Here is an 18,660-nt window from a genome sequence, read left to right as displayed (position 1 = left end):
GGCGCATTTTAGCCATCTTCTTGGGCATTTAACCGAATATTCGGCATTATCCCTTCAGTCTCTGTTTTATCGAAAAACTGCGGAGACATCAGATGGTCCTTCATTCGCCTCCGGCCAAGTCGGCCGACCAAAGCTTTATGGCGCGCTACCTTGACACCCTGTCCTTGGTAGAGCGCCTTCATCGCCTGCTGCTTGACGTCATCAAGGACGAATTCGAACGCGTCGGCGTTCTGGAGATCAATGCAGTGCAGGGCCTATTGCTGTTCAATATTGGTGAACACGAGGTCACTGCGGGCGAACTCAAATCTCGCGGATATTATCAGGGCAGCAACGTCAGCTATAACCTGAAGAAGCTGGTGGACATGGGCTACATGCACCACGAACGCTGCGCCATGGACCGCCGCGCCGTGCGCGTGCGCCTGACCGAACGGGGCCGCGCGGTGCGGGATGTGGTCGCTGACCTGTTCATGCGCCATGCGGACGGGCTTCAGTCCAAGGCCGTGCTGGATATGGACGGGGTGGACACCATCGCTGGCGCGCTAAAGCGCGTAGAACGTTACTGGACCGACCAGATCCGCTACATCTACTGACAAACGCCGGGGGGATGCTTTGTCTGCCAAATGAAAAGGGCCTCACGCGATTGCGGAGGCCCTTTTCATTGTGTCGCGGATCGTGGCTTACCAGTGACCAGTGTTTTCCATGCTGGCCCAAGGCTCTGCGGGGGCCAGTGCGTCACCCTCTTGCAGCAGTTCGATGGACACGTTGTCGGGCGAGCGGACAAACGCCATGTGGCCATCGCGGGGCGGACGGTTGATGGTCACGCCATTGTCCATCAGGTGTTGGCACATCTCGTAGATATTCGGTACGCGGTAGGCCAGGTGCCCGAAATGACGGCTGTCCGAGGGCAGCCCATCATCGCCATCCCAGTTATAGGTCAGCTCGACGGGGCACTCTTCCTGACCTTCGGGCGCCATGAAAACAAGGCTGAAGCGGCCTTTTTCATTGTCGATGCGGCGGGTCTCTTTCAGTCCGAGCAGTTCGAAAAAGGCCATGGTTTTTTCCAGATCCAGCACGCGGACCATGGTGTGCAAATAACGAACGGACATAATAACTCCTTTGTCTTTGGCACTAACGTAGGTGGCGTGGGTCTATGATCAAAGGGCCAACTGGCATTTCCTGATTTGCACCGATAGAACATCAGGCAACGACGCAGCGAACTCGGAGGCCCCCGTGCAGCAGTATCACGAGGCACTACAGACCATTCTCGACCATGGGGAACAATCGACCGACCGCACAGGCACCGGCACGATCAGTTATTTCGGGATGCAGCAGCGCTATTCCCTGGCTGACGGGTTCCCGCTGGTCACCACCAAGAAGCTGCACCTGCGGTCGATCATCCATGAACTGCTGTGGTTCCTGTCAGGGGACACCAACATCAAGTACCTCAAGGACAACGGCGTTTCGATCTGGGACGAGTGGGCGGACGAGCACGGCGATTTGGGCCCCGTCTACGGCAAACAGTGGCGCGATTTCGGCGGTGTCGACCAGATCCAGACCCTGCTGGAGATGATCAACACCAGCCCCGACAGCCGCCGCCTGATTGTGTCCGCTTGGAATCCTGTGGACGTGCCGAACATGGCGCTGCCCCCGTGCCACACCATGTGGCAGGTCCGCATTGTTGGCCGCAAAATGCATCTACAGCTGTATCAGCGCTCGGCGGATATGTTCCTTGGGGTGCCGTTCAACATCGCCTCTTATGCGCTGTTGCTAAAGATGCTGGCGCACGTAACGGGCTACGAGGCCGGCGATTTCGTCCACGCCATTGGCGATGCCCACATCTATTCCAACCACATGGAGCAGGTAAAACTGCAGCTGTCGCGCGCACCCAAGGCGCTGCCGCAGCTAAATATCACCCGCGATGTGCAGTCCCTGTTCGACTTCAAATACGAAGACTTCGAGGTGGTCGGCTACGACCCCGATCCCGCAATCAAAGCACCGGTGGCCGTATGATTTCCCTGATAGTAGCGCGCGACAAAAACGGCGCGATTGGCAAAGACAACACCATCCCGTGGGAGGCGCCCGAAGACCTGAAGTTCTTTCAGCGCGAAACCAGCGGGGCGGCGATTATCATGGGCCGGAATACGTGGGATAGCCTGCCGTTCAAGCCTCTGAAAAATCGCATGAATATCGTCGTTACCTCGCAAGAGGTCAGCGCCGAACATACCGCTGACTCGGTTCAGGACGCGATCGATATGGCGCACGCTGCAGGCCACCGCCGCGTCTACGGCATCGGCGGCGCGGGCATTTACCGCGAAATGCTGGCCTATGCAGACCGCTTGCTGATCACCGAAGTGGACACCGAAGTGACTGCGCCGGACACCCACTTTCCCGAAGTCTTGGATGCGGACTGGCGGCTGATCGGCACGACCCTGTTGCGGACCGAAGCGCCCCGCTGCGCGGTACGGGAACTCCTGCGTCGGGGCTAACGCGCAACCATCAGCCTTTTCATCTTGGAAAAAATACCCAATAAATTGCGGGCGGCCCTCCATGTGGCCGCTCTTTTGCAGTGTGCATGTCACGATTGGCCTTCCGGTATTTCCCGACATAGCCCCAAAGAGATGACCATGCAGAAATTGACGACCCTTGCCCTTGTTTCCGTTACCGCGCTGGCGGGCTGCGCGACGCCGCCCTCAAAAATCGAGCCGGCGACTGTGTTGCCTGCGGCCTACGCTGATCTGGACTGTCGCGCGCTAGAGGCGCGTAGAATCGAAGCGGCTGCCAAACTCGCCGACGCAGAAAAACGCCAGCGCGAGGCTGTGGCGGCGGATGCAGCCGGTGTTGCGATTGCCTTTGTCCCCGTGTCCAGACTGACCGGCGATGCCCACGAAGAGGTTGCGCTTCACAAAGGACAGGTGGCCACGATTCGTCAGGTGCAGTTGTCGAAGTCCTGCATCATGCGCGCCCCACAGGGCTAAGCCGCGCACAAAAAAACCGAGGCACGGAGGGCGCCTCGGATTATAAATTCAATGGGTAGAATGCCTCGAAGTCAGAGGAGGGTCAGATCGCCTGCCATCTGGCGGCCATCACGGCCTTCTTTCAGCTCGTAGCCCACTTTCTGGTTGTCAGCCAGACCGGTCAGACCCGACCGCTCTACTGCAGAGATGTGTACGAACACGTCCTTGCCGCCGCCATCGGGCGCGATAAAGCCATATCCTTTGGTGGTGTTGAACCACTTGACGGTTCCTGTGGGCATAGCCCCTTACTCCTTCTAGTCGTCTTCCCCGCGCAGCGGGGCCTTGGCGTAACTTCCACGCGACAGTCAAACGACTCGCTCCGAGGTTTCGGCTGCTTCGAGGTGGTCACAACTCCAGCGTTGCATGCCCAACGTAAAAATCAAGCAAAACACAGTTGTATTCGCCGTCACTTTCTCGAAAGTGGCAAAAAAATAGGAGAAGCGAATGATCCTCTATGGGCTAAAGACCTGTGATACTTGCCGCAAAGCGGTCAAAGCGCTGCCCGATGCCGAATACGTCGATGTGCGCAAGGATGGAGTTGCGCCAGAAGTGCTGGAGCGGGCTTATGGTCGCTTTGGCGACAAGCTGGTGAATAAGTCGAGCACCACGTGGCGGCAGTTGGACGAGGATCAGCGCGCCCGTCCGGCGCTGGATCTGATCGCCGAGCATCCGACCCTGATGAAACGCCCCTTGATCGAAGAGGGCGACAAGATGTGGCTGGGCTGGGGGAAAGACGTGCAGGCGGAACTGGTAGGATGATCACGCGCATCTACCGCGTGCGCATTCATCCCGAACTGCGGGATGAGTTCGAACCGCTGTTCCAGACGGTTGCGCTGGGGTCTGTGACCAAATTCGCGGGCTGTGCGCGGGTTGTGATCGGCGGTCCGGCAGAGGGGACGCCGGACGAATACGCGATGATCACCGAATGGACGGATGCCGCCGCCCTGACCGAATTCGCCGGAGCGGACTGGTCCGTCGCCCACATCCCGCCGGGGATGGAGAAGTTTGTGCAGGAATGCTGGGTGCACCACTTCGAGCACATGGCAGAATAAAAAAGGGCCGCTCTGATCAGAGCGGCCCTTGGTATTCTTACTTCAGGTCGGGCGGGGTGCCTTCGGCCTTCAGGGTTGTGACGATCTCGTCCAGCGTCGCCATGGAGGTCTGCTTTTCCCCCAAGCGGCGGACCGAGACGGTGCGCTCTTCGACTTCTTTCATGCCGACCGCGATGATCACAGGCACCTTGCCGAGCGAGTGCTCGCGGACCTTGTAGTTGATCTTCTCGTTGCGGAAGTCGGCTTCGGCGCGGACGCCAACGGCCTTCAGTGCGTCGACCACCTCTTGTACATAGCCGTCCGCGTCCGAAACGATGGATGCGACAACCACTTGGCGCGGGGCCAGCCAGAAGGGCAGTTTGCCTGCCGAGTTTTCGATCAGGATGCCGATGAAACGCTCGAACGAGCCAAGACAGGCACGGTGCAGCATGTAGGGCCGGTGCTTGGACCCGTCTGCGCCGATGAAGTTGGCGTCCAGACGTTCGGGCAGGTTGGGGTCAACCTGCAGGGTGCCGCACTGCCAGTTCCGGCCGATCGCGTCGGTCAGGGTGAACTCGAGCTTGGGACCGTAGAACGCGCCTTCGCCCTCAAGGATTTCGTAGTCATATCCCGCCGCGCGGCAGGCATCGCCAAGGGCCTTTTCCACAAAGTCCCAGCTTTCATCGCTGCCGATCCGCTTTTCGGGGCGGGTGGACAGTTTGATGGTCCAGTCGTGGAAGCCGAGGTCTGCATAGACCTTGGACAAGAAGGCGATGAACTTGGCGGTTTCGGACTCGATCTGGTCCTCGGCGCAGAAGATGTGGCCGTCATCTTGGGTAAAGCCGCGCACACGCATGATGCCGTGCAGGGCGCCCGAGGGCTCATAGCGGGCACAGCTGCCAAACTCGGCCATGCGCAGGGGCAGGTCGCGATAGGATTTCAGACCCTGATTGAACACCTGCACATGGCAGGGGCAGTTCATGGGCTTCAGAGCGTTGATTGCCTTTTCGCGGGCATGATCTTCGTCGACTTCGACGATGAACATGTTTTCCTGATACTTGTCCCAGTGCCCCGATTTTTCCCACAGCTTGCGGTCCACGACTTGCGGGGTGTTCACCTCGACATAGCCGTCGCGTTCCTGCTGGCGGCGCATGTAGTCCTGCAGGGTGGTGTAGATTTTCCAGCCGTTCGGGTGCCAGAAGATCTGGCCGGGCGCCTCTTCTTGCAGGTGGAACAGGCCCATATCCTTGCCAAGTTTGCGGTGATCGCGCTTGGCGGCCTCTTCCATCATGGTTTCCCATGCCTTGAGGTCTTTGCGGTTCTTGAACGCCACACCGTAGATGCGCTGAAGCATTGGGCGCGAGCTGTCCCCCAGCCAGTAGGCACCAGCCACGTGGGTCAGTTTGAAGCCATCTGCGGGCACCTGACCGGTGGTTTGCAGGTGCGGGCCACGGCACAGATCCTGCCAGTCGCCGTGCCAGTACATCCGCAGGTCTTCGCCTTCGGGGATGCGGTTGATCAGCTCGACCTTAAAGGGTTCTCCGCGATCCTCGTAGTATTTGATCGCGCGTTCGCGGTCCCAGACCTCGGTGGTTACGGCGTCGCGGGCGTTGATGATGTCCTTCATCTTGGCTTCGATCTGGCCAAGGTCCTCGGGGGTAAAGGGCTCTTCGCGGTCGAAGTCGTAGAACCAGCCGTTGTCGCGCACGGGGCCGATGGTGACTTTGACGTCGGGCCAAATTTCCTGCACAGCGCGGGCCATGATGTGCGCCAGATCGTGGCGGATCAGTTCAAGCGCTTGGGTGTCATCCTGCATGGTGTGGATGGCGACGCTGGCGTCTTCGGTAATCGGCCACTGCATGTCCCAATGCGCGCCGTTCACGGTCGCACTGATTGCTTTTTTCTGCAGTGACTTGGAGATCGATTCAGCGACTTGCGCGGGCGTCACGCCTGCGTCGTATTCGCGAGAGTTTCCATCGGGGAAGGTCAGGGAAATCTGGGCCATAAGCCTTGATGCTCCTCGTCGGTTTGGCGCCCACGGAACGCCCGGTTGCGGGTTTGGTTTCGCGGGCTATGTGACCGCATGGGGTAGGCAAGTCAAGTTTAGGTTCCGATTGATGACAAAAGACATTTCTGCAGAGGTTTTCGAAGCACTCAGCGGCGCAGATGATGATGCGCCCGACCTGAGTGACCACGCCCGACAGGCCGAGGCTCCCAACGGGCTGCGCCACATGGCATCCCTGAGCATGACCAAGGTCGCGGATGGGCTGATTGACCCGAAACTGGTGCTGAGTTGGCTGCTCAATGCCTTGGGCGCGCCTGCGGTGTTTGTGGGGCTGCTGGTTCCGATCCGAGAGGCGGGGGCGCTTCTACCGCAAATGCTGCTGGCCGGATGGGTTGGGCGACTGCGTCACAAGAAATGGGCATGGACCGTGGGCAGTGCGGGGCAGGGGATCGCGGCAGCGGTGATCGTGCTGGTCGCGCTGATGCTCGAAGGCGCTGCGGCGGGGGCGATGATTTGTGCGGCGCTGGCCGTTTTGGCCGTCGCGCGCAGTGCGTGTTCGGTCAGTTTCAAGGAAATCTTGGGCAAGACGGTTGGCAAATCGCGGCGCGGGGCAATCACGGGGACCGCAGGCACGGCCAGTTCGGGGGCGGTTCTGGTGTTTGCCGCGATCCTGATCTGGCAAGGCGCGAGCGAGGTGCTGGTGATCAGCGCCATCGCTCTGGCTGCCGTGCTTTGGCTGTTGGCGGCTGGGCTTTTTTCGACCCTGAACGAAGAGAAGAGCGAAACAGATGATCGCGGCGGGCTGCCTGATATCAAGCTCTTGTGGCAAGAGCAGGACTTGCGCCGGTTCATCATTACGCGTGGCTTGCTGGTCGGAACTGCACTGGCGCCGCCCTATCTGGTGGTGATCTCGGAGCGGGCCGAACTGGAGCAGCTTGGCGCGATGTTGGTCGCCAGCGCGGCGGCCAGTTTCCTGAGTTCGTATGTCTGGGGGCGTCTGTCGGATCGGTCCAGCCGCAAGGTTCTGGCCTTGGCCGGGTTTGTCGCGGCGCTGGCGCTGTTTGGCGGCGTGGCGCTGTCTTGGATGGGCTTCGGCGACACGCCCTATGCCATTCCGGGCGTGCTGTTTGTGTTGATGATCGCCTATCACGGGGTGCGTCAGGGACGCTCGACCTATCTGGTGGACATGGCCCCAAAGGACGAAAAGGCAGCCTATGCCGCCCTGTCTAATACGGTGATCGGAACGCTGCTGCTGGTCGCTGGACTTGGCGGCGGTTTGGCCGCGCTGATTTCGGCGCAGTGGGCGCTGGTGGTGTTCGGCGTGATGTCACTGGCGGCTGTCGCTTCGGCCCTGTCGATGCGCGAAGTCGAATAAGTTGATGCCCCCAGCGGCGCTGCATATGGTGGCGCCGCAATCAAAGGAGACACCTATGACCACCCCCAGCTTCCTGACGACCTCGACCGGTCGCAAGATCGCCTATCACCGGACCGAAGGCACAGAGCCGGGCATCGTATTTCTGGGGGGCTTCAAGTCCGATATGGACGGGACCAAGGCCGCCTGGCTGGAAGAGTGGGCCAAGTCCCAAGGGCGCGCGTTTTTGCGGTTCGATTATTCGGGACACGGGCAGTCTTCGGAAAAGTTTGTGGACGGTGCTATTGGCGATTGGGCGGCGGATGCGCAGGAGGTGATCGAAACGCTGACCTCTGGTCCGCAGGTTTTGGTGGGCTCCAGCATGGGCGGATGGATCAGCCTGCTGATGACCCAGCGCATCCCTCAGCGGGTGTGCGGTTTGGTGGGCATCGCTGCGGCGCCTGATTTCACCGAAGACGGCTTCTGGGCCGGCTTTACCGAAGAGCAGCGCGCGGCGCTGGAGGCGGACGGCCAGATCGCGCTGCCCTCGGATTACGACGAGCCCTACATCATCACCAAGCGCCTGATCGAGGATGGGCGGGATCAGTTGGTGCTACGTACCCCGCTGCCGCTGCCTTTCCCCGTTCGGTTCTTGCAAGGGACGGCGGATACTTCGGTGTCTGTTGCGACGGCCGTGAAGCTGCTTGAGCATGCGGAGGGCGCGGACATGCGACTGACGCTGGTGGATGGGGCGGATCACTCGTTCTCGGCACCAGATTGCTTGGAATTGATCGCCAATAGCATTCTGGAGGTCACGGCACGGGCCTAGCTGTCGTCCAGAGTTACGGGGAAAACACAAAAGCCTGTGGATAACTCGGTGCACAGATTTGAATAGATCTTAACATCCTATGGAAAACTTTTCCTATCGCCCTGTATCTTGTGCGTTTTCCCGTTCGGATAGGAATATATCCGAAGGATGATGCAGATTTGCGGATGTGAAAGTTAACGCGGCTGATTGGGAAAACTTTTCACGCTCAGATTGAGTGTGTAATTTCAGGTAACGAGTTCTCGGAGCCTGTGCGCAACGAAAAAGGCCAGACGCGCGAACGTCTGGCCTTTGGTGTGTTCTGTGGTGCCGATGCTTACTCAGCGGCAGCTTTCGCCTTGGTCCGCTGGTTTGCGTCGATGAATTCGAGCACGAGGGGGCGGATGTTGTTGCGCCAGCTCTTGCCCGCAAAGATGCCGTAGTGGCCTGCGTCGGGCTCCAGATGGCTGGCCTTCATGTTGTCGGGCAGGCCAGTGCACAGGTCCAAAGCTGCGACACATTGTCCAGGCGCAGAGATGTCATCCTTGGCGCCTTCGACTGTTTTGACGGCCACATCGGTGATTTTGCCGATGTCCACACGCTTGCCCGCGACCACGAATGTGTTCTTTGCCACCTCGCAGTTTTTAAAGATTCGCTCGACGGTCGACAGGTAGAATTCCGCCGGCATGTCCATCACGGCGAGGTATTCGTCGTAGAAACGGTTGTGCCGGTCGTTGTCACGAGACTCGCCCTTGGAGGCGCGCATGATCTGGTCGGTGAACGCTTTGGAGTGCGTTTCGGCGTTCATCGCCATAAAGGATGTGAGCTGCAGAAGGCCGGGGTACACCTGACGGCCGACACCGGGATATTTGAAGCCGACGCGCTGCACCATCATCTCTTCGAGTTGGCCCATGGTGACGCGATTGCCGAAATCGGTGACGTCGGTCGGGGCTGCCTCGGGGTCGATCGGACCGCCGATCAGCGTCAGCGACGAGGGCTGTGCTGCGGGGTCTTCTTCGGCCAGATACGCGGTCGCGGCAAGGGTCAGGGGCGCAGGCTGACAAACGGCGATCACGTGGGTCTGGGGACCAAGCTCTTTCATGAAGTCGACGAGGTAGAGGGTATAGTCCTCGACGTCGAATTTCCCTGCAGAAACAGGGATATCACGGGCATTGTGCCAGTCGGTGCAGTAGACTTCGCAGTCGGGCAACAGGCTGACAACGGTCGAGCGCAAGAGGGTCGCGTAGTGGCCCGACATTGGGGCGACCAGCAGCACTTTGCGCGGTTTTTCGGGGCGTCCGAGCACGTGGAAATGGACCAGATCGCCAAAGGGGCGTTCGACGATGGTGTCCACGGTGACGATGTGGTCGCGTCCATCTTCGCAGGTATACGAATGAATACCCCAGTCAGGCTTGGTGACCATGCGGGCAAAGCTACGCTCGGTCACTTCGCCCCATGCTCCCATCCACTGGAAGACAGGGTTCGGAAACGCTGCGATGGCCGGATAGCCTGCGATCGCTTTGGCTGTTGCGCCAAGCCATTGGTTCGTGTTGCGAACCGTCTCCATCAGATCATATGTCGCCATATAGCGCATGGTGTTCTCCTTCGGTTGCCGGTCGGCCCGGTTCAAATCGTCACTTTGCCCCCTCCGGCCTGCAACGCTATGGTGCAAACAGAGTAGGGGGGAATCGCAGGCATGACAACGCACGACGGCGATACTGGAACTGAGCTAGTCCGTTTGAATGAGAACATTTCGAAAATCGAAGAACTTTCCAAGCGTCTTGTTACAGCACTTTCGCATTATAAGGCCGTAAATCCTGCCCTTCAGGGCCCAGGTCAGGATCTATATATGAAGGCCGCAGTGGGCTACTGGGCAGAATGGGTACAGAACCCGACCAAGATTTTGGAGCATCAGGTCGAGTACTGGGGCAAGTCGCTTCAACACTATATGGAAGCGCAGCAAGCCCTGACCCAAGGGCTGACGGGCGGCACCGAGGAGGTCGAGCGCTCCAAGGACAAACGCTTTGCCAACCCGATGTGGCAGAGCCATCCGTATTTCAACTATGTTAAGCAGCAGTATCTGCTCAATTCCGAGGCGATCTCCAAAGCGGTCGATGATGTGGTCGATCTGGACGATGTTGATCGCAAGCGCTTGCGGTATTTCTCGCAGCAGATCGTGGATCTGATGGCGCCCACAAACTTCCTCGCGACGAACCCTGATGCGCTGGAGCGCGCGGTCGAGACCGAGGGGCAGAGCCTTGTGGATGGTTTGGAAAACCTTGTTCGCGATCTAGAAGCGAATGACGGTCGCCTCTTGGTGACATTGGCTGACGAAAAAGCATTCGAGGTGGGCGGCAATATTGCAACGTCGCCCGGCAAGGTCGTTTTCCGGAACCACATGTTCGAGCTGGTGCAGTACAGCCCGACCACCGATACCGTTCATGAAATTCCGCTGCTGATCTTCCCGCCGTGGATCAACCGGTTCTACATCCTCGACCTGAAGGAAAAGAACTCGATGATCAAATGGGCGGTTGATCAGGGCTACACGGTCTTTGTGGTGAGCTGGATCAATCCTGATGCGTCCTACCGCGATGTGAAGCTGGATGACTATATCACCGACGGCTACCTGACCGCGATCAACGAAGTGCGCGACATCTGCAACGTCAAGCAGGTGAACGCCGTGGGCTACTGTATTGCGGGTACCACGCTGTCCCTGACGATGGCGCTGTTAAAGAAGCGGGGCGAGACTCCGATCAAGTCGGCGACTCTGTTCACAACGCTGACCGACTTCTCGGATCAGGGGGAGTTCACAGTCTTCCTAGGCGATGACTTTGTGGATGGCATCGAAGAAGAGGCGATGGCCGAGGGCTATCTGAACAGTTTCTTCATGTCGCGGACCTTTAGCTTCTTGCGGTCGAATGACCTGATCTACGGTCCCGCGATCAACCGGTACATGAAGGGCGAAGCGCCGCCGGCGTTCGATCTGCTGTTCTGGAATGGCGACAGTACGAACCTGCCGGGCGCGATGGCCATCCAATATCTGCGCGACCTGTGCCAGAAGAACAAATTCGTCGACGGCGGCATGGAAGTTTGCGGCGAGGTTCTGAACATCAAGGACGTGACCGTCCCGATCTGTGCCGTCGCTTGCGAGACTGACCACATCGCGGCGTGGAAAGCCAGTTTCAACGGTGTGCGCAAAATGGGGAGCCGGTCCAAGACCTTTATCCTATCCCAGTCGGGTCACATCGCGGGCATCGTGAACCCGCCCTCCAAGGGCAAGTACGGGCACTACACCCATAGCAAGATCGCTATGGAGCCAGATGACTGGCGCGCCGAGGCCGAGTTCACGCCAGGATCGTGGTGGCCCCGCTGGGATGAATGGCTGGCGAACCGCTCTGGCAAGCAAATCCCTGCGCGGGAAGAGGGTGATTCTAATCATCCTGTGCTTGCAGACGCGCCCGGAACCTATGTGACCATGCAGTCAACCGGTTGAAGGCCATAACCTTTTCCCTGTTTTGCTGCACTGCAGAAAAAGAACTTGATTTTCTGCAGTGCAGCATCCATATTGGACTTAGCTGATCAACGGGGTGGGCCCGAACACAGCAAGAAAAGGGATTTGGAACTATGACTGCTAAGACACCTGACTTCACCGCAATGATCAAAGACATGATGGGCGCATTCCCCATGGACATGTCGGCCATGGAAGGCTCGTTCAAGTCGCAGGCTGCTCTGTCGGAGAAGCTGTCGGCTGTCGCACTGGACGCGGCTGAAAAGTCGACCGAAATTTCCACCAAGTGGACCAAAGACGCTCTGACCAAGATGAGCGAACTGACCAAAGCGAAGTCCGAGCCTGCAGACTACGCCAAAGCGATGACCGATTTCGCAAGCGCGTCTGCTGAAATGGCTGCCGAGAACATGGCTGCTTTCGCTGAAGTTGCGAAAAAAGTTCAGACCGAAACTGTCGAGCTGATGATGGCTGCCGGCAAGGACATGAGCGAAGAAATGACCGCCGCTGCTAAGAAAGCGACCACCGAGATGTCCGCGACCGCGAAAAAAGCGACCGCAGCAGCGAAGTGATGAAGGCCCGGATATAGGGTGCCCTCCCGCCCAACAATCCGGTAAGTTAAGGGCAGGCGTAAGCCTGCCCTTTCTTTTTTTATTTTTACGTCCTAGGCTTTTTGCAGCGATGCAGCATGGGAGGGGAGTCCTTGTCGGATAACGAAAAACCGCTTTTGATCAAGCGTTACGCAAGTCGCCGTTTGTACAACACGGAAACCAGTGATTACGTCACACTGGAGGACATTGCGGGGTTCATTCGCGGTGGCCGCGAGGTAAAGATTGTAGATCTGAAGTCGGGCGACGATTTGACCCGTCAGTATTTGCTCCAGATTATTGCTGAACATGAAAGCAAGGGCGAAAGCGTTCTGCCCCTAGCGGTGCTCAACGATCTGGTGCGCAGCTATACGACTCAGGCCACGAGCGTTGTGCCGCAGTTCTTGGCTATGTCTTTCGAAATGCTGCAGGACGGCCAGTCCAAGATGGTCGAGAATATGTCTGCGATGAACCCGATGGCCAAAATGCCCGGTTTCGAGGCAATGCAGGCGCAGCAACAAGCCTTTCTCAAGGCGATGACCGGTGGGCTTGCAGGCAACTGGGCCAGCAGTTCTCCGGAACGCGAGGATGGCGGCGAGCAGGGCCTTGATGACATCAAGAAACAACTCGCCGAATTGCAGGCCAAGCTTTCGAAGATGAGCAAGTAAACAATGGTCGATTCCCCGGGAAGGATCACCCTCTGGGGGATCGAGGTCTTTGTGGCCGCGGCCGAAGAAGGCGCGATCTCTGCCGCCGCGCGCCGATTGGGGACCAGCCCCTCTACCGTGTCCCAACAATTAACGAGCCTAGAGACCGCATTGGGCACCACACTGATGGTGCGCAACGCGCGACCCATGTCACTCACACCTGCAGGCGAGGTGTTTCGTCGCCGCGCAAGTGCGATCCTGAACGAAGCGGCTCTGGCGCGTGCTGAACTTGCGATGTCGGACCTATCGTCATTGACCCGCCTGCGCCTTGGCATGATCGAGGATCTGGAGGCTGACGTCACACCCGCGCTGATCACACGCCTTGCCAACGACATTTCAGGCAGCCAGTTCCTGCTGGAAACGGGGCCGTCCCACGCGCTGTATGGGCAGCTCGATGATCGGGCGCTCGACATCGTTGTTGCCGCTGAAATGGGGGCAGAGGCCGATTGGATGGAAGTTCACCCCCTGCTGACCGAGCCCTTCGTCTTGGCCGTGCCCAAGGGGCGCGTGGACCCCGAAAATGATTTGCTCGGTCAACTGCGGACGATGCCGTTGATCCAGTACTCGGCACGCTTGGCGATGGGGCGGATGATTGCTGCACATTTGGTGCGTCAGAACCTGAAGCTTTCGCATCGGTTCGAGATCGACAGCTACCATTCGGTGCTCGCACTGGTCGCGGGGCAGGTCGGGTGGTCGATCCTGACGCCTCTTGCACTGATGCGGGCGCGGCGCTGGCTGGATCGCGTTGATGTTTTCCCTCTGCCGTTTGAACCGCTGTCGCGTAATATTTCCCTGACTGCGCGCCAAGATCTGCTTGGAGACCTGCCAACGCAAATTGCAGTCCACCTCAAGGACCTGCTGTCCGCTCATGTGGTCACGCCTGCGCTCTCCGACTTCCCTTGGCTCAAGGACGCGCTGATCCTGCGCTAACGGAAAAAGGAGAGCATGCGCTCTCCTTTCTGCTTTGCAAAAATATTCAGTTTTCGACAGGCGCCGCTCAGGTCCCGTAGGCGCGCGCTTCTTCTTTGGCACTCTCTGCGGCAGCCACAAGGGTCCGTGCAATGTAATCCAGATCGTCCTTGGACAGCCGCGCGGGCAAACGCACGTCGCAGGCGTTTTCCAGCATGGCGCGGGTGCGGGGCAGGTCGGGCATCTCGGGCAGGAATTGCCAGTTCCAATAGGCACGGGCGTTGTCTGTTGACTGTCCAAACACTTGCACAGAGACACCATTTTCCTTGGCCACGCGGGCAAAGGTATTGGCCTCTTCGCTATCCATTCCAATCAAGTTGAACTGGATTGAGTCCGGTGCCCGCTCTTCGGGGGCCAGCTTTTCAGGCACCGACAGCCAAGGCGAGGTATTCAGCTGCGTAGCGACATAGTCGTGGTTCGCGCGGCCATCCCGCACGCGGCGGGCAACTTCGGGAAGTTGCGGGCGGATGATCACGGCCGATAGGTTCGACATGCGCAAGTTATACAGTGGCAGCTTGTTCTGGTGACGGGCGAACGCCTTTTCCAGATCAGAGGTGTTGTCGCCAGCGCGGCTCTTGTGCTTTTTCCAGTTGTGCTCGTAGGCACCGGACATGATGACCGCGCGGGCCACCAGATCGGCGTCGTCAGTGATCAGAATGCCGCCTTCGCCCGCGTTCACCAATTTGTAGGATTGGAAACTAAAGCAGCCGATTTTGCCGATCGTTCCGATGTTTTTGCCGTGCCATGTCGTGCCGAGCGAATGCGCGGCGTCTTCGATCACGGGAATGCCGCGCGCGTTACAGAGCGCCATGATCGCGTCCATGTCGCTGGTGTGGCCACGCATGTGGCTGATAATGACGGCGCTGATGTTTTCGTCCAGACGTGTTTCGAAATCCTTGATGTCGATGCGGTAATTCTCGCCGACTTCGCAGAGGACGGGGATGCAATCGGCATGAACGACCGACGATGGCACAGCTGCAAAAGTGAAACCGGGGATCAAAACACGTGCGTCGCGGGGCAGTTTCAGGGCCTTTAGCGATAGAAACAGAGCGGCCGAACAGGAGGACACGGCGAGCGCATATTTCGACCCCAGAAGCTCTGCGAACTCGGCTTCGAGCAGGGCAACAGGCGCGTTCTCGGGCGCGGTGTAGCGGAACAGATCCCCTGTCTGAAGCAGGCGCTCGATCTCTTGTCGGGCGGCCGCAGGGATGGGTTCGGCGTCGTAGACGTTGGGCGCTTGTGTCATGATCCTGTAGCTTTTCTGAAAACTCTTTTCGGAATTGCTAAACGCATCCGGTGTCTTCACCAAGCCTTTTCTACAGAAACAGGCGTTTCCCCGCCGTCAGATACCCAGCTTGTCCCTTAGGGCGTACCAGCTCATGGCCATGACCAAGAGCGGGGTTCGGAACGCGCCACCACCAGGAAAACGGGGCGAGGGCAGGGCGTTAAGCACATCAAAGCGTCCCATTTCGCCGCTGATTGCTTCGGCCAGTATCCGGCCAGAGAAGGTGGCGAGTGCGACACCGTGCCCCGAGTAACCCGAGGCGGCCCAAAGCCCTTGGGCGGGGCGGTCGAACACGGGCAGTCGCTGTGCGCTAATACCGAGCGTTCCGCCCCACGCGTGGGTAATCTTCACGCCCTTGAGTTGGGGGAAGACGGTTTCCAGCGGCTTGCGCACGGTGCCTTCGATATCCGACGGGAACTTGTAGCCGTAGGATTCTCCGCCGCCGAAGAGCAGGCGGCCATCGGCGGACATGCGGAAATAATTGATCACGAATTTGCTGTCGGCCACGGCGATGTCACGTGCCAGAACACTGGCGGCGCGGTCCCCCAGCGGCTCTGTCGCGGCGATGAAGTTGTTGATCGGCATGACCCGAGAGGCGACGCCGCTGACCAAAGGGCCCAGATATCCGTTGCCCGCGAGGATCACGTGTTTCGCGCGAACGAAACCCTTGTCACAGCGTACGACGGGGTCTGCGCCTGGTTCGACACGGTGTACCAGCGTATTCTCGTGGATGGTCGCGCCCGCCGCTTCGGCCTTGCGTGCGAGCGAAAGAGCAAGGGCGAGCGGGTTCACATGGCCCGCGCCCCAGTCGACACTGCCGCCCTGATAGCAGGGGCTACCGATCAGTGCCTGCATGGCATCGCGGTCCAACTTTTCGACTTGGTCATAGCCATAGTGTTTGGCCAGATGGTCCGCGTCGGCCTGTGTGTCCGGCACATCGCTGGCGTGCCATTCGGCATGGGCGACACCGGGGCGATAGGCGATTGCGGGGTCTTCGTCCGCCAATGCGCGGACCAAGGCTTTGGCATCTTGGCTCAGGTCCCACAGCAGGCGGGCATTGCCCGCACCCATGCGGGCTTCCAGCCATTCCTGACCTTTGTTGAACCCGCTGCCGACTTGGCCCCCGTTGCGGCCAGAGGCGCCCCAGCCCGCGCGGTGCGCCTCGACCACGATGACTTTGAAACCGCGCTCGGCCAATTGCCACGCCGCAGACAGACCGGTGTAGCCCGCACCCACGATGCAGACATCGGCCTGTGCTTCGCCGCGCAGCGGTGGGCGGGCATCTGGCACATCCAGAACGTCGGCATACCAGCTTGGCGGGTAGTGACCTTGGCGGTCGTTGGCAAAGAGCAGGTTCATACGTTGGTCAACAGATGCTCACGTTCCCAAGGGCTGATCACTTGCAGGAACTCTTCGTATTCGGCGCGCTTCACGATGGCGTAGACACGGGCAAAATCGATCCCGAGGATTTCGTGCAGCTTGGTGCAGTCGTCGAATTCATCCAACGCTTGCCCCAAGGTTTGCGCGAAGTCGCCGTCGCCATCATAAGCATCGCCGCGGAATTGCTTGGTCGGGCGAATGCCCTCCATCATCCCAAGATACCCAGCGGCCAAGGACATCGCGATCCCCAGATAAGGGTTGCAGTCCATCCCTGCGAGGCGGTTCTCTACACGGCGCGACTGCGCATCCGAGATCGGAATGCGGATGCCTGTCGTGCGGTTGTCGCGGGCCCACTCAAGGTTAATCGGCGCCGCATGATCTTTGACGTAGCGGCGGTAGCTATTCACGTAGGGGGCCATCACGGCAATCCCGGCGGGCAGGTAGCGCTGGAGCCCGCCGATGAAGTGATAAAATGCGTCCGTTTCCCCGCCCTGAGGACCAGAGAAGATATTTTCGCCGGTTTCGGTGTCGATCACCGAGTGGTGGATGTGCATCGCGCTGCCCGGCTCGTCCGCAATGGGCTTGGCCATGAAGGTCGCATAGCAGTTGTGACGCAGTGCGGCCTCTCGGATCAGGCGTTTGAAGTAGAACACCTCGTCCGCCAGCTTGACCGGGCTGCCGTGGCGCAGGTTGATCTCAAGCTGGCCCGCGCCGCCTTCTTGGGTGATGCCGTCAATCTCGAACCCTTGGGCTTCGGCAAAATCGTAGATGTCGTCGATCACGGGGCCGTATTCATCCACCGCCGACATCGAATAGGCCTGACGGGCGGCCGCCGGACGGCCTGAGCGGCCCATCATCGCCTCAATCGCTTTGGAGGGGTTGGTATTCGGGGCGACCAAATAGAACTCCATCTCGGGCGCGACGATCGGCTTCCAGCCTTGGGCTTTGTACAGATCGACGACCCGTTTCAGCACGTTGCGCGGCGAAAACGAGATCGGGTTGCCTGCGCGGTCAAATGCATCGTGGATCACCTGAAGCGTCCAGTCGCCTGTCCATGGCGCCGCCGTCGCGGTGCTCATGTCAGGCTTCAGGATCATGTCCCGTTCTATGAACCCTTCATCGCCTGCAGCTTCGGCCCATTCACCGGTGATGGTTTGATAGTAGATCGAGTCTGGCAGATAGAAGTGGTTCTGACGGGCAAACTTCGAGGCCGGAACGGCCTTGCCACGGGCGATGCCGGGCAGGTCAGAGATGATACACTCGACCTCGTCGAGGCGGTTATCGCCTAGGTAGGATTGAACGGCTGGCGGCAGGTTGCTCAGCGTCGCACTCATGAGATGCCCTCTCCGCGCATCAGGCGAGTCACTTTGCTCGCGATTTGCGCATTGTCATTGCGTTTGGTCAGGTGGTCTGTCGCGCTGTTCAAGAGCGCGTCGGGAACCACCCCTTTGCCGCGATACTCTATCAGGCCTTGGATGAAATCCGACTGAAATTCGGGGTGTGCCTGTGTGGTGAAAACATGGTCCCCCCACGCCAAAGCCGCGTATTTACAGAACGGGCTAGAGGCGACCACGCGTGCCTCTGGCGGTAGCTGGACCACCTGATCCTGATGCCACGCGTTCAAGTCCAGCGTCTGGTCCCCGAAATCATAGGTCTGAAGGCCGACGGACCACCCGTCCTTGAATTTCTCGACTTTGCCCCCAAGCGCTTGCGCGATGATCTGATGGCCAAAGCAAGCACCGAACATAGGCTTCTTGGCGGCGTAGATCTGGCGGATCAGATCCTCGAGCGGGGAAATCCACGGGTGATCTTCGTAGGCGCCGTGGCGCGATCCGGTGATGATATAGCCGTCCGCCGCGTCAATGGTGTCGGGGAAGTCGCCGTCCACAACGTTCCAGGTTTGGTAGTCAAAGCTGTCCTCCCCAAGCATGGCACGGAAGAGCAGAGCGTAGTCAGGGGCGATCTCTGCCATGTCGGCAGGGGTATGGCCCGTTTGCAGGATACCGATTTTCATAGGGCAC

20 protein-coding genes are annotated in these 18,660 nt (G+C 59.2%); 12 read left to right on the top strand and 8 right to left on the bottom strand.

From position 1 onward, the window contains the following. The first annotated feature begins 92 nt into the window (after positions 1-92). Positions 93-590 carry a MarR family winged helix-turn-helix transcriptional regulator gene (locus BM225_RS04800; protein WP_072707363.1) on the top strand — a complete coding sequence of 166 codons (498 nt, stop codon included), beginning with the start codon at positions 93-95 and terminating at the stop codon, positions 588-590. A gap of 87 nt (positions 591-677) precedes the next feature. On the opposite strand, the gene BM225_RS04795 is transcribed toward BM225_RS04800, so the two are convergent. After that, positions 678-1,106, bottom strand: a complete 429-nt coding sequence (locus BM225_RS04795) for a VOC family protein (RefSeq protein WP_072707361.1) — start codon at positions 1,104-1,106, stop codon at positions 678-680. A 124-nt stretch (positions 1,107-1,230) separates the two neighbouring features. Here BM225_RS04795 and BM225_RS04790 point away from each other — a divergent pair, with 124 nt between their 5' ends. The 3 genes from BM225_RS04790 (at position 1,231) to BM225_RS04780 (ending at position 2,975) form a co-directional block, all read left to right on the top strand. After that, a complete protein-coding gene (locus BM225_RS04790) occupies positions 1,231-2,010 on the top strand; it encodes a thymidylate synthase (protein ID WP_072707511.1) in 780 nt (259 codons plus the stop codon). After that, complete coding sequence (locus tag BM225_RS04785) at positions 2,007-2,486, top strand: dihydrofolate reductase (protein WP_072707359.1); 480 nt, start codon at positions 2,007-2,009, stop codon at positions 2,484-2,486. The genes BM225_RS04790 and BM225_RS04785 overlap by 4 nt, the downstream gene beginning before the upstream one ends. A 138-nt stretch (positions 2,487-2,624) precedes the next feature. Beyond that, positions 2,625-2,975, top strand: coding sequence for a hypothetical protein (locus BM225_RS04780; protein ID WP_072707357.1), 351 nt, complete (start codon positions 2,625-2,627; stop codon positions 2,973-2,975). Between the two features lie 71 nt (positions 2,976-3,046). Here the strand turns inward: BM225_RS04780 and BM225_RS04775 are convergent, their stop codons facing one another. Then, entirely contained in the window at positions 3,047-3,253 is a 207-nt protein-coding gene (locus BM225_RS04775; protein WP_072707354.1) for a cold-shock protein, read from the bottom strand. A 205-nt stretch (positions 3,254-3,458) separates the two neighbouring features. Between BM225_RS04775 and BM225_RS04770 the strand changes: the two genes are divergently transcribed. Together BM225_RS04770 and BM225_RS04765 are read left to right on the top strand one after the other, a co-directional pair. Then, positions 3,459-3,773: an ArsC/Spx/MgsR family protein gene (locus tag BM225_RS04770; RefSeq protein ID WP_072707352.1), complete on the top strand. Its 315-nt coding sequence runs from the start codon at positions 3,459-3,461 to the stop codon at positions 3,771-3,773. After that, positions 3,770-4,066 carry an antibiotic biosynthesis monooxygenase family protein gene (locus BM225_RS04765; RefSeq protein WP_072707349.1) on the top strand — a complete coding sequence of 99 codons (297 nt, stop codon included), beginning with the start codon at positions 3,770-3,772 and terminating at the stop codon, positions 4,064-4,066. Before BM225_RS04770 ends, BM225_RS04765 begins: the two co-directional genes overlap by 4 nt. Before the next feature lie 37 nt (positions 4,067-4,103). Here the strand turns inward: BM225_RS04765 and thrS are convergent, their stop codons facing one another. Beyond that, positions 4,104-6,050 (bottom strand): threonine--tRNA ligase, encoded by a 1,947-nt coding sequence (thrS, locus tag BM225_RS04760; protein ID WP_072707348.1) that lies wholly within the window; start codon positions 6,048-6,050, stop codon positions 4,104-4,106. A gap of 112 nt (positions 6,051-6,162) precedes the next feature. On the opposite strand from thrS, the gene BM225_RS04755 reads away from it, so the two are divergent. Beyond that, positions 6,163-7,425 (top strand): MFS transporter, encoded by a 1,263-nt coding sequence (locus BM225_RS04755; RefSeq protein ID WP_072707346.1) that lies wholly within the window; start codon positions 6,163-6,165, stop codon positions 7,423-7,425. A 55-nt stretch (positions 7,426-7,480) separates the two neighbouring features. Next, positions 7,481-8,230 carry an alpha/beta fold hydrolase gene (locus BM225_RS04750; RefSeq protein WP_092463895.1) on the top strand — a complete coding sequence of 250 codons (750 nt, stop codon included), beginning with the start codon at positions 7,481-7,483 and terminating at the stop codon, positions 8,228-8,230. Between the two features lie 313 nt (positions 8,231-8,543). Here the strand turns inward: BM225_RS04750 and phaZ are convergent, their stop codons facing one another. Continuing rightward, complete coding sequence (phaZ, locus tag BM225_RS04745; RefSeq protein ID WP_072707342.1) at positions 8,544-9,800, bottom strand: polyhydroxyalkanoate depolymerase; 1,257 nt, start codon at positions 9,798-9,800, stop codon at positions 8,544-8,546. Positions 9,801-9,902: 102 nt separating this feature from the next. Between phaZ and BM225_RS04740 the strand changes: the two genes are divergently transcribed. The 4 genes from BM225_RS04740 to BM225_RS04725 all read left to right on the top strand — a co-directional run bounded on the left by BM225_RS04740 (position 9,903) and on the right by BM225_RS04725 (position 13,935). Then, positions 9,903-11,699, top strand: coding sequence for a PHA/PHB synthase family protein (locus BM225_RS04740; protein ID WP_092463892.1), 1,797 nt, complete (start codon positions 9,903-9,905; stop codon positions 11,697-11,699). Positions 11,700-11,830: 131 nt separating this feature from the next. Further along, positions 11,831-12,283: a phasin family protein gene (locus tag BM225_RS04735; RefSeq protein ID WP_072707338.1), complete on the top strand. Its 453-nt coding sequence runs from the start codon at positions 11,831-11,833 to the stop codon at positions 12,281-12,283. Between the two features lie 131 nt (positions 12,284-12,414). Then, a complete protein-coding gene (phaR, locus tag BM225_RS04730; RefSeq protein ID WP_072707336.1) occupies positions 12,415-12,966 on the top strand; it encodes a polyhydroxyalkanoate synthesis repressor PhaR in 552 nt (183 codons plus the stop codon). 3 nt (positions 12,967-12,969) lie between these two features. Continuing rightward, positions 12,970-13,935, top strand: a complete 966-nt coding sequence (locus BM225_RS04725) for a LysR family transcriptional regulator (RefSeq protein WP_072707333.1) — start codon at positions 12,970-12,972, stop codon at positions 13,933-13,935. A gap of 67 nt (positions 13,936-14,002) precedes the next feature. Here the strand turns inward: BM225_RS04725 and BM225_RS04720 are convergent, their stop codons facing one another. From BM225_RS04720 to BM225_RS04705, 4 genes are all read right to left on the bottom strand, one after another. After that, positions 14,003-15,220: a DegT/DnrJ/EryC1/StrS family aminotransferase gene (locus BM225_RS04720; RefSeq protein WP_092463888.1), complete on the bottom strand. Its 1,218-nt coding sequence runs from the start codon at positions 15,218-15,220 to the stop codon at positions 14,003-14,005. 96 nt (positions 15,221-15,316) lie between these two features. Continuing rightward, a complete protein-coding gene (locus tag BM225_RS04715) occupies positions 15,317-16,618 on the bottom strand; it encodes an NAD(P)/FAD-dependent oxidoreductase (RefSeq protein WP_072707329.1) in 1,302 nt (433 codons plus the stop codon). Continuing rightward, a complete protein-coding gene (locus BM225_RS04710; protein ID WP_072707327.1) occupies positions 16,615-17,973 on the bottom strand; it encodes a glutamine synthetase family protein in 1,359 nt (452 codons plus the stop codon). The genes BM225_RS04715 and BM225_RS04710 overlap by 4 nt, the downstream gene beginning before the upstream one ends. Beyond that, the gene (locus tag BM225_RS04705; protein WP_072707325.1) at positions 17,970-18,653 is read right to left on the bottom strand and encodes a type 1 glutamine amidotransferase; all 684 of its coding nucleotides are present in this window, start codon (positions 18,651-18,653) and stop codon (positions 17,970-17,972) included. Before BM225_RS04705 ends, BM225_RS04710 begins: the two co-directional genes overlap by 4 nt. Between the last annotated feature and the right edge of the window lie 7 nt (positions 18,654-18,660).

This window comes from Donghicola eburneus, assembly GCF_900115865.1.
GTDB lineage: Bacteria > Pseudomonadota > Alphaproteobacteria > Rhodobacterales > Rhodobacteraceae > Donghicola > Donghicola eburneus.
This window is presented reverse-complemented; position numbering and strand designations above follow the sequence as displayed.

Coding starts and splice junctions, on each gene's coding strand:
- BM225_RS04800 (WP_072707363.1), top strand. CDS start 93: ATGGTCCTTCATTCGCCTCCGGCCAAGTCGGCCGACCAAAGCTTTATG.
- BM225_RS04795 (WP_072707361.1), bottom strand. CDS start 1,106: ATGTCCGTTCGTTATTTGCACACCATGGTCCGCGTGCTGGATCTGGAA.
- BM225_RS04785 (WP_072707359.1), top strand. CDS start 2,007: ATGATTTCCCTGATAGTAGCGCGCGACAAAAACGGCGCGATTGGCAAA.
- BM225_RS04780 (WP_072707357.1), top strand. CDS start 2,625: ATGCAGAAATTGACGACCCTTGCCCTTGTTTCCGTTACCGCGCTGGCG.
- BM225_RS04775 (WP_072707354.1), bottom strand. CDS start 3,253: ATGCCCACAGGAACCGTCAAGTGGTTCAACACCACCAAAGGATATGGC.
- BM225_RS04770 (WP_072707352.1), top strand. CDS start 3,459: ATGATCCTCTATGGGCTAAAGACCTGTGATACTTGCCGCAAAGCGGTC.
- BM225_RS04765 (WP_072707349.1), top strand. CDS start 3,770: ATGATCACGCGCATCTACCGCGTGCGCATTCATCCCGAACTGCGGGAT.
- thrS (WP_072707348.1), bottom strand. CDS start 6,050: ATGGCCCAGATTTCCCTGACCTTCCCCGATGGAAACTCTCGCGAATAC.
- BM225_RS04755 (WP_072707346.1), top strand. CDS start 6,163: ATGACAAAAGACATTTCTGCAGAGGTTTTCGAAGCACTCAGCGGCGCA.
- BM225_RS04750 (WP_092463895.1), top strand. CDS start 7,481: ATGACCACCCCCAGCTTCCTGACGACCTCGACCGGTCGCAAGATCGCC.
- phaZ (WP_072707342.1), bottom strand. CDS start 9,800: ATGCGCTATATGGCGACATATGATCTGATGGAGACGGTTCGCAACACG.
- BM225_RS04740 (WP_092463892.1), top strand. CDS start 9,903: ATGACAACGCACGACGGCGATACTGGAACTGAGCTAGTCCGTTTGAAT.
- BM225_RS04735 (WP_072707338.1), top strand. CDS start 11,831: ATGACTGCTAAGACACCTGACTTCACCGCAATGATCAAAGACATGATG.
- BM225_RS04725 (WP_072707333.1), top strand. CDS start 12,970: ATGGTCGATTCCCCGGGAAGGATCACCCTCTGGGGGATCGAGGTCTTT.
- BM225_RS04720 (WP_092463888.1), bottom strand. CDS start 15,220: ATGACACAAGCGCCCAACGTCTACGACGCCGAACCCATCCCTGCGGCC.
- BM225_RS04715 (WP_072707329.1), bottom strand. CDS start 16,618: ATGAACCTGCTCTTTGCCAACGACCGCCAAGGTCACTACCCGCCAAGC.
- BM225_RS04710 (WP_072707327.1), bottom strand. CDS start 17,973: ATGAGTGCGACGCTGAGCAACCTGCCGCCAGCCGTTCAATCCTACCTA.
- BM225_RS04705 (WP_072707325.1), bottom strand. CDS start 18,653: ATGAAAATCGGTATCCTGCAAACGGGCCATACCCCTGCCGACATGGCA.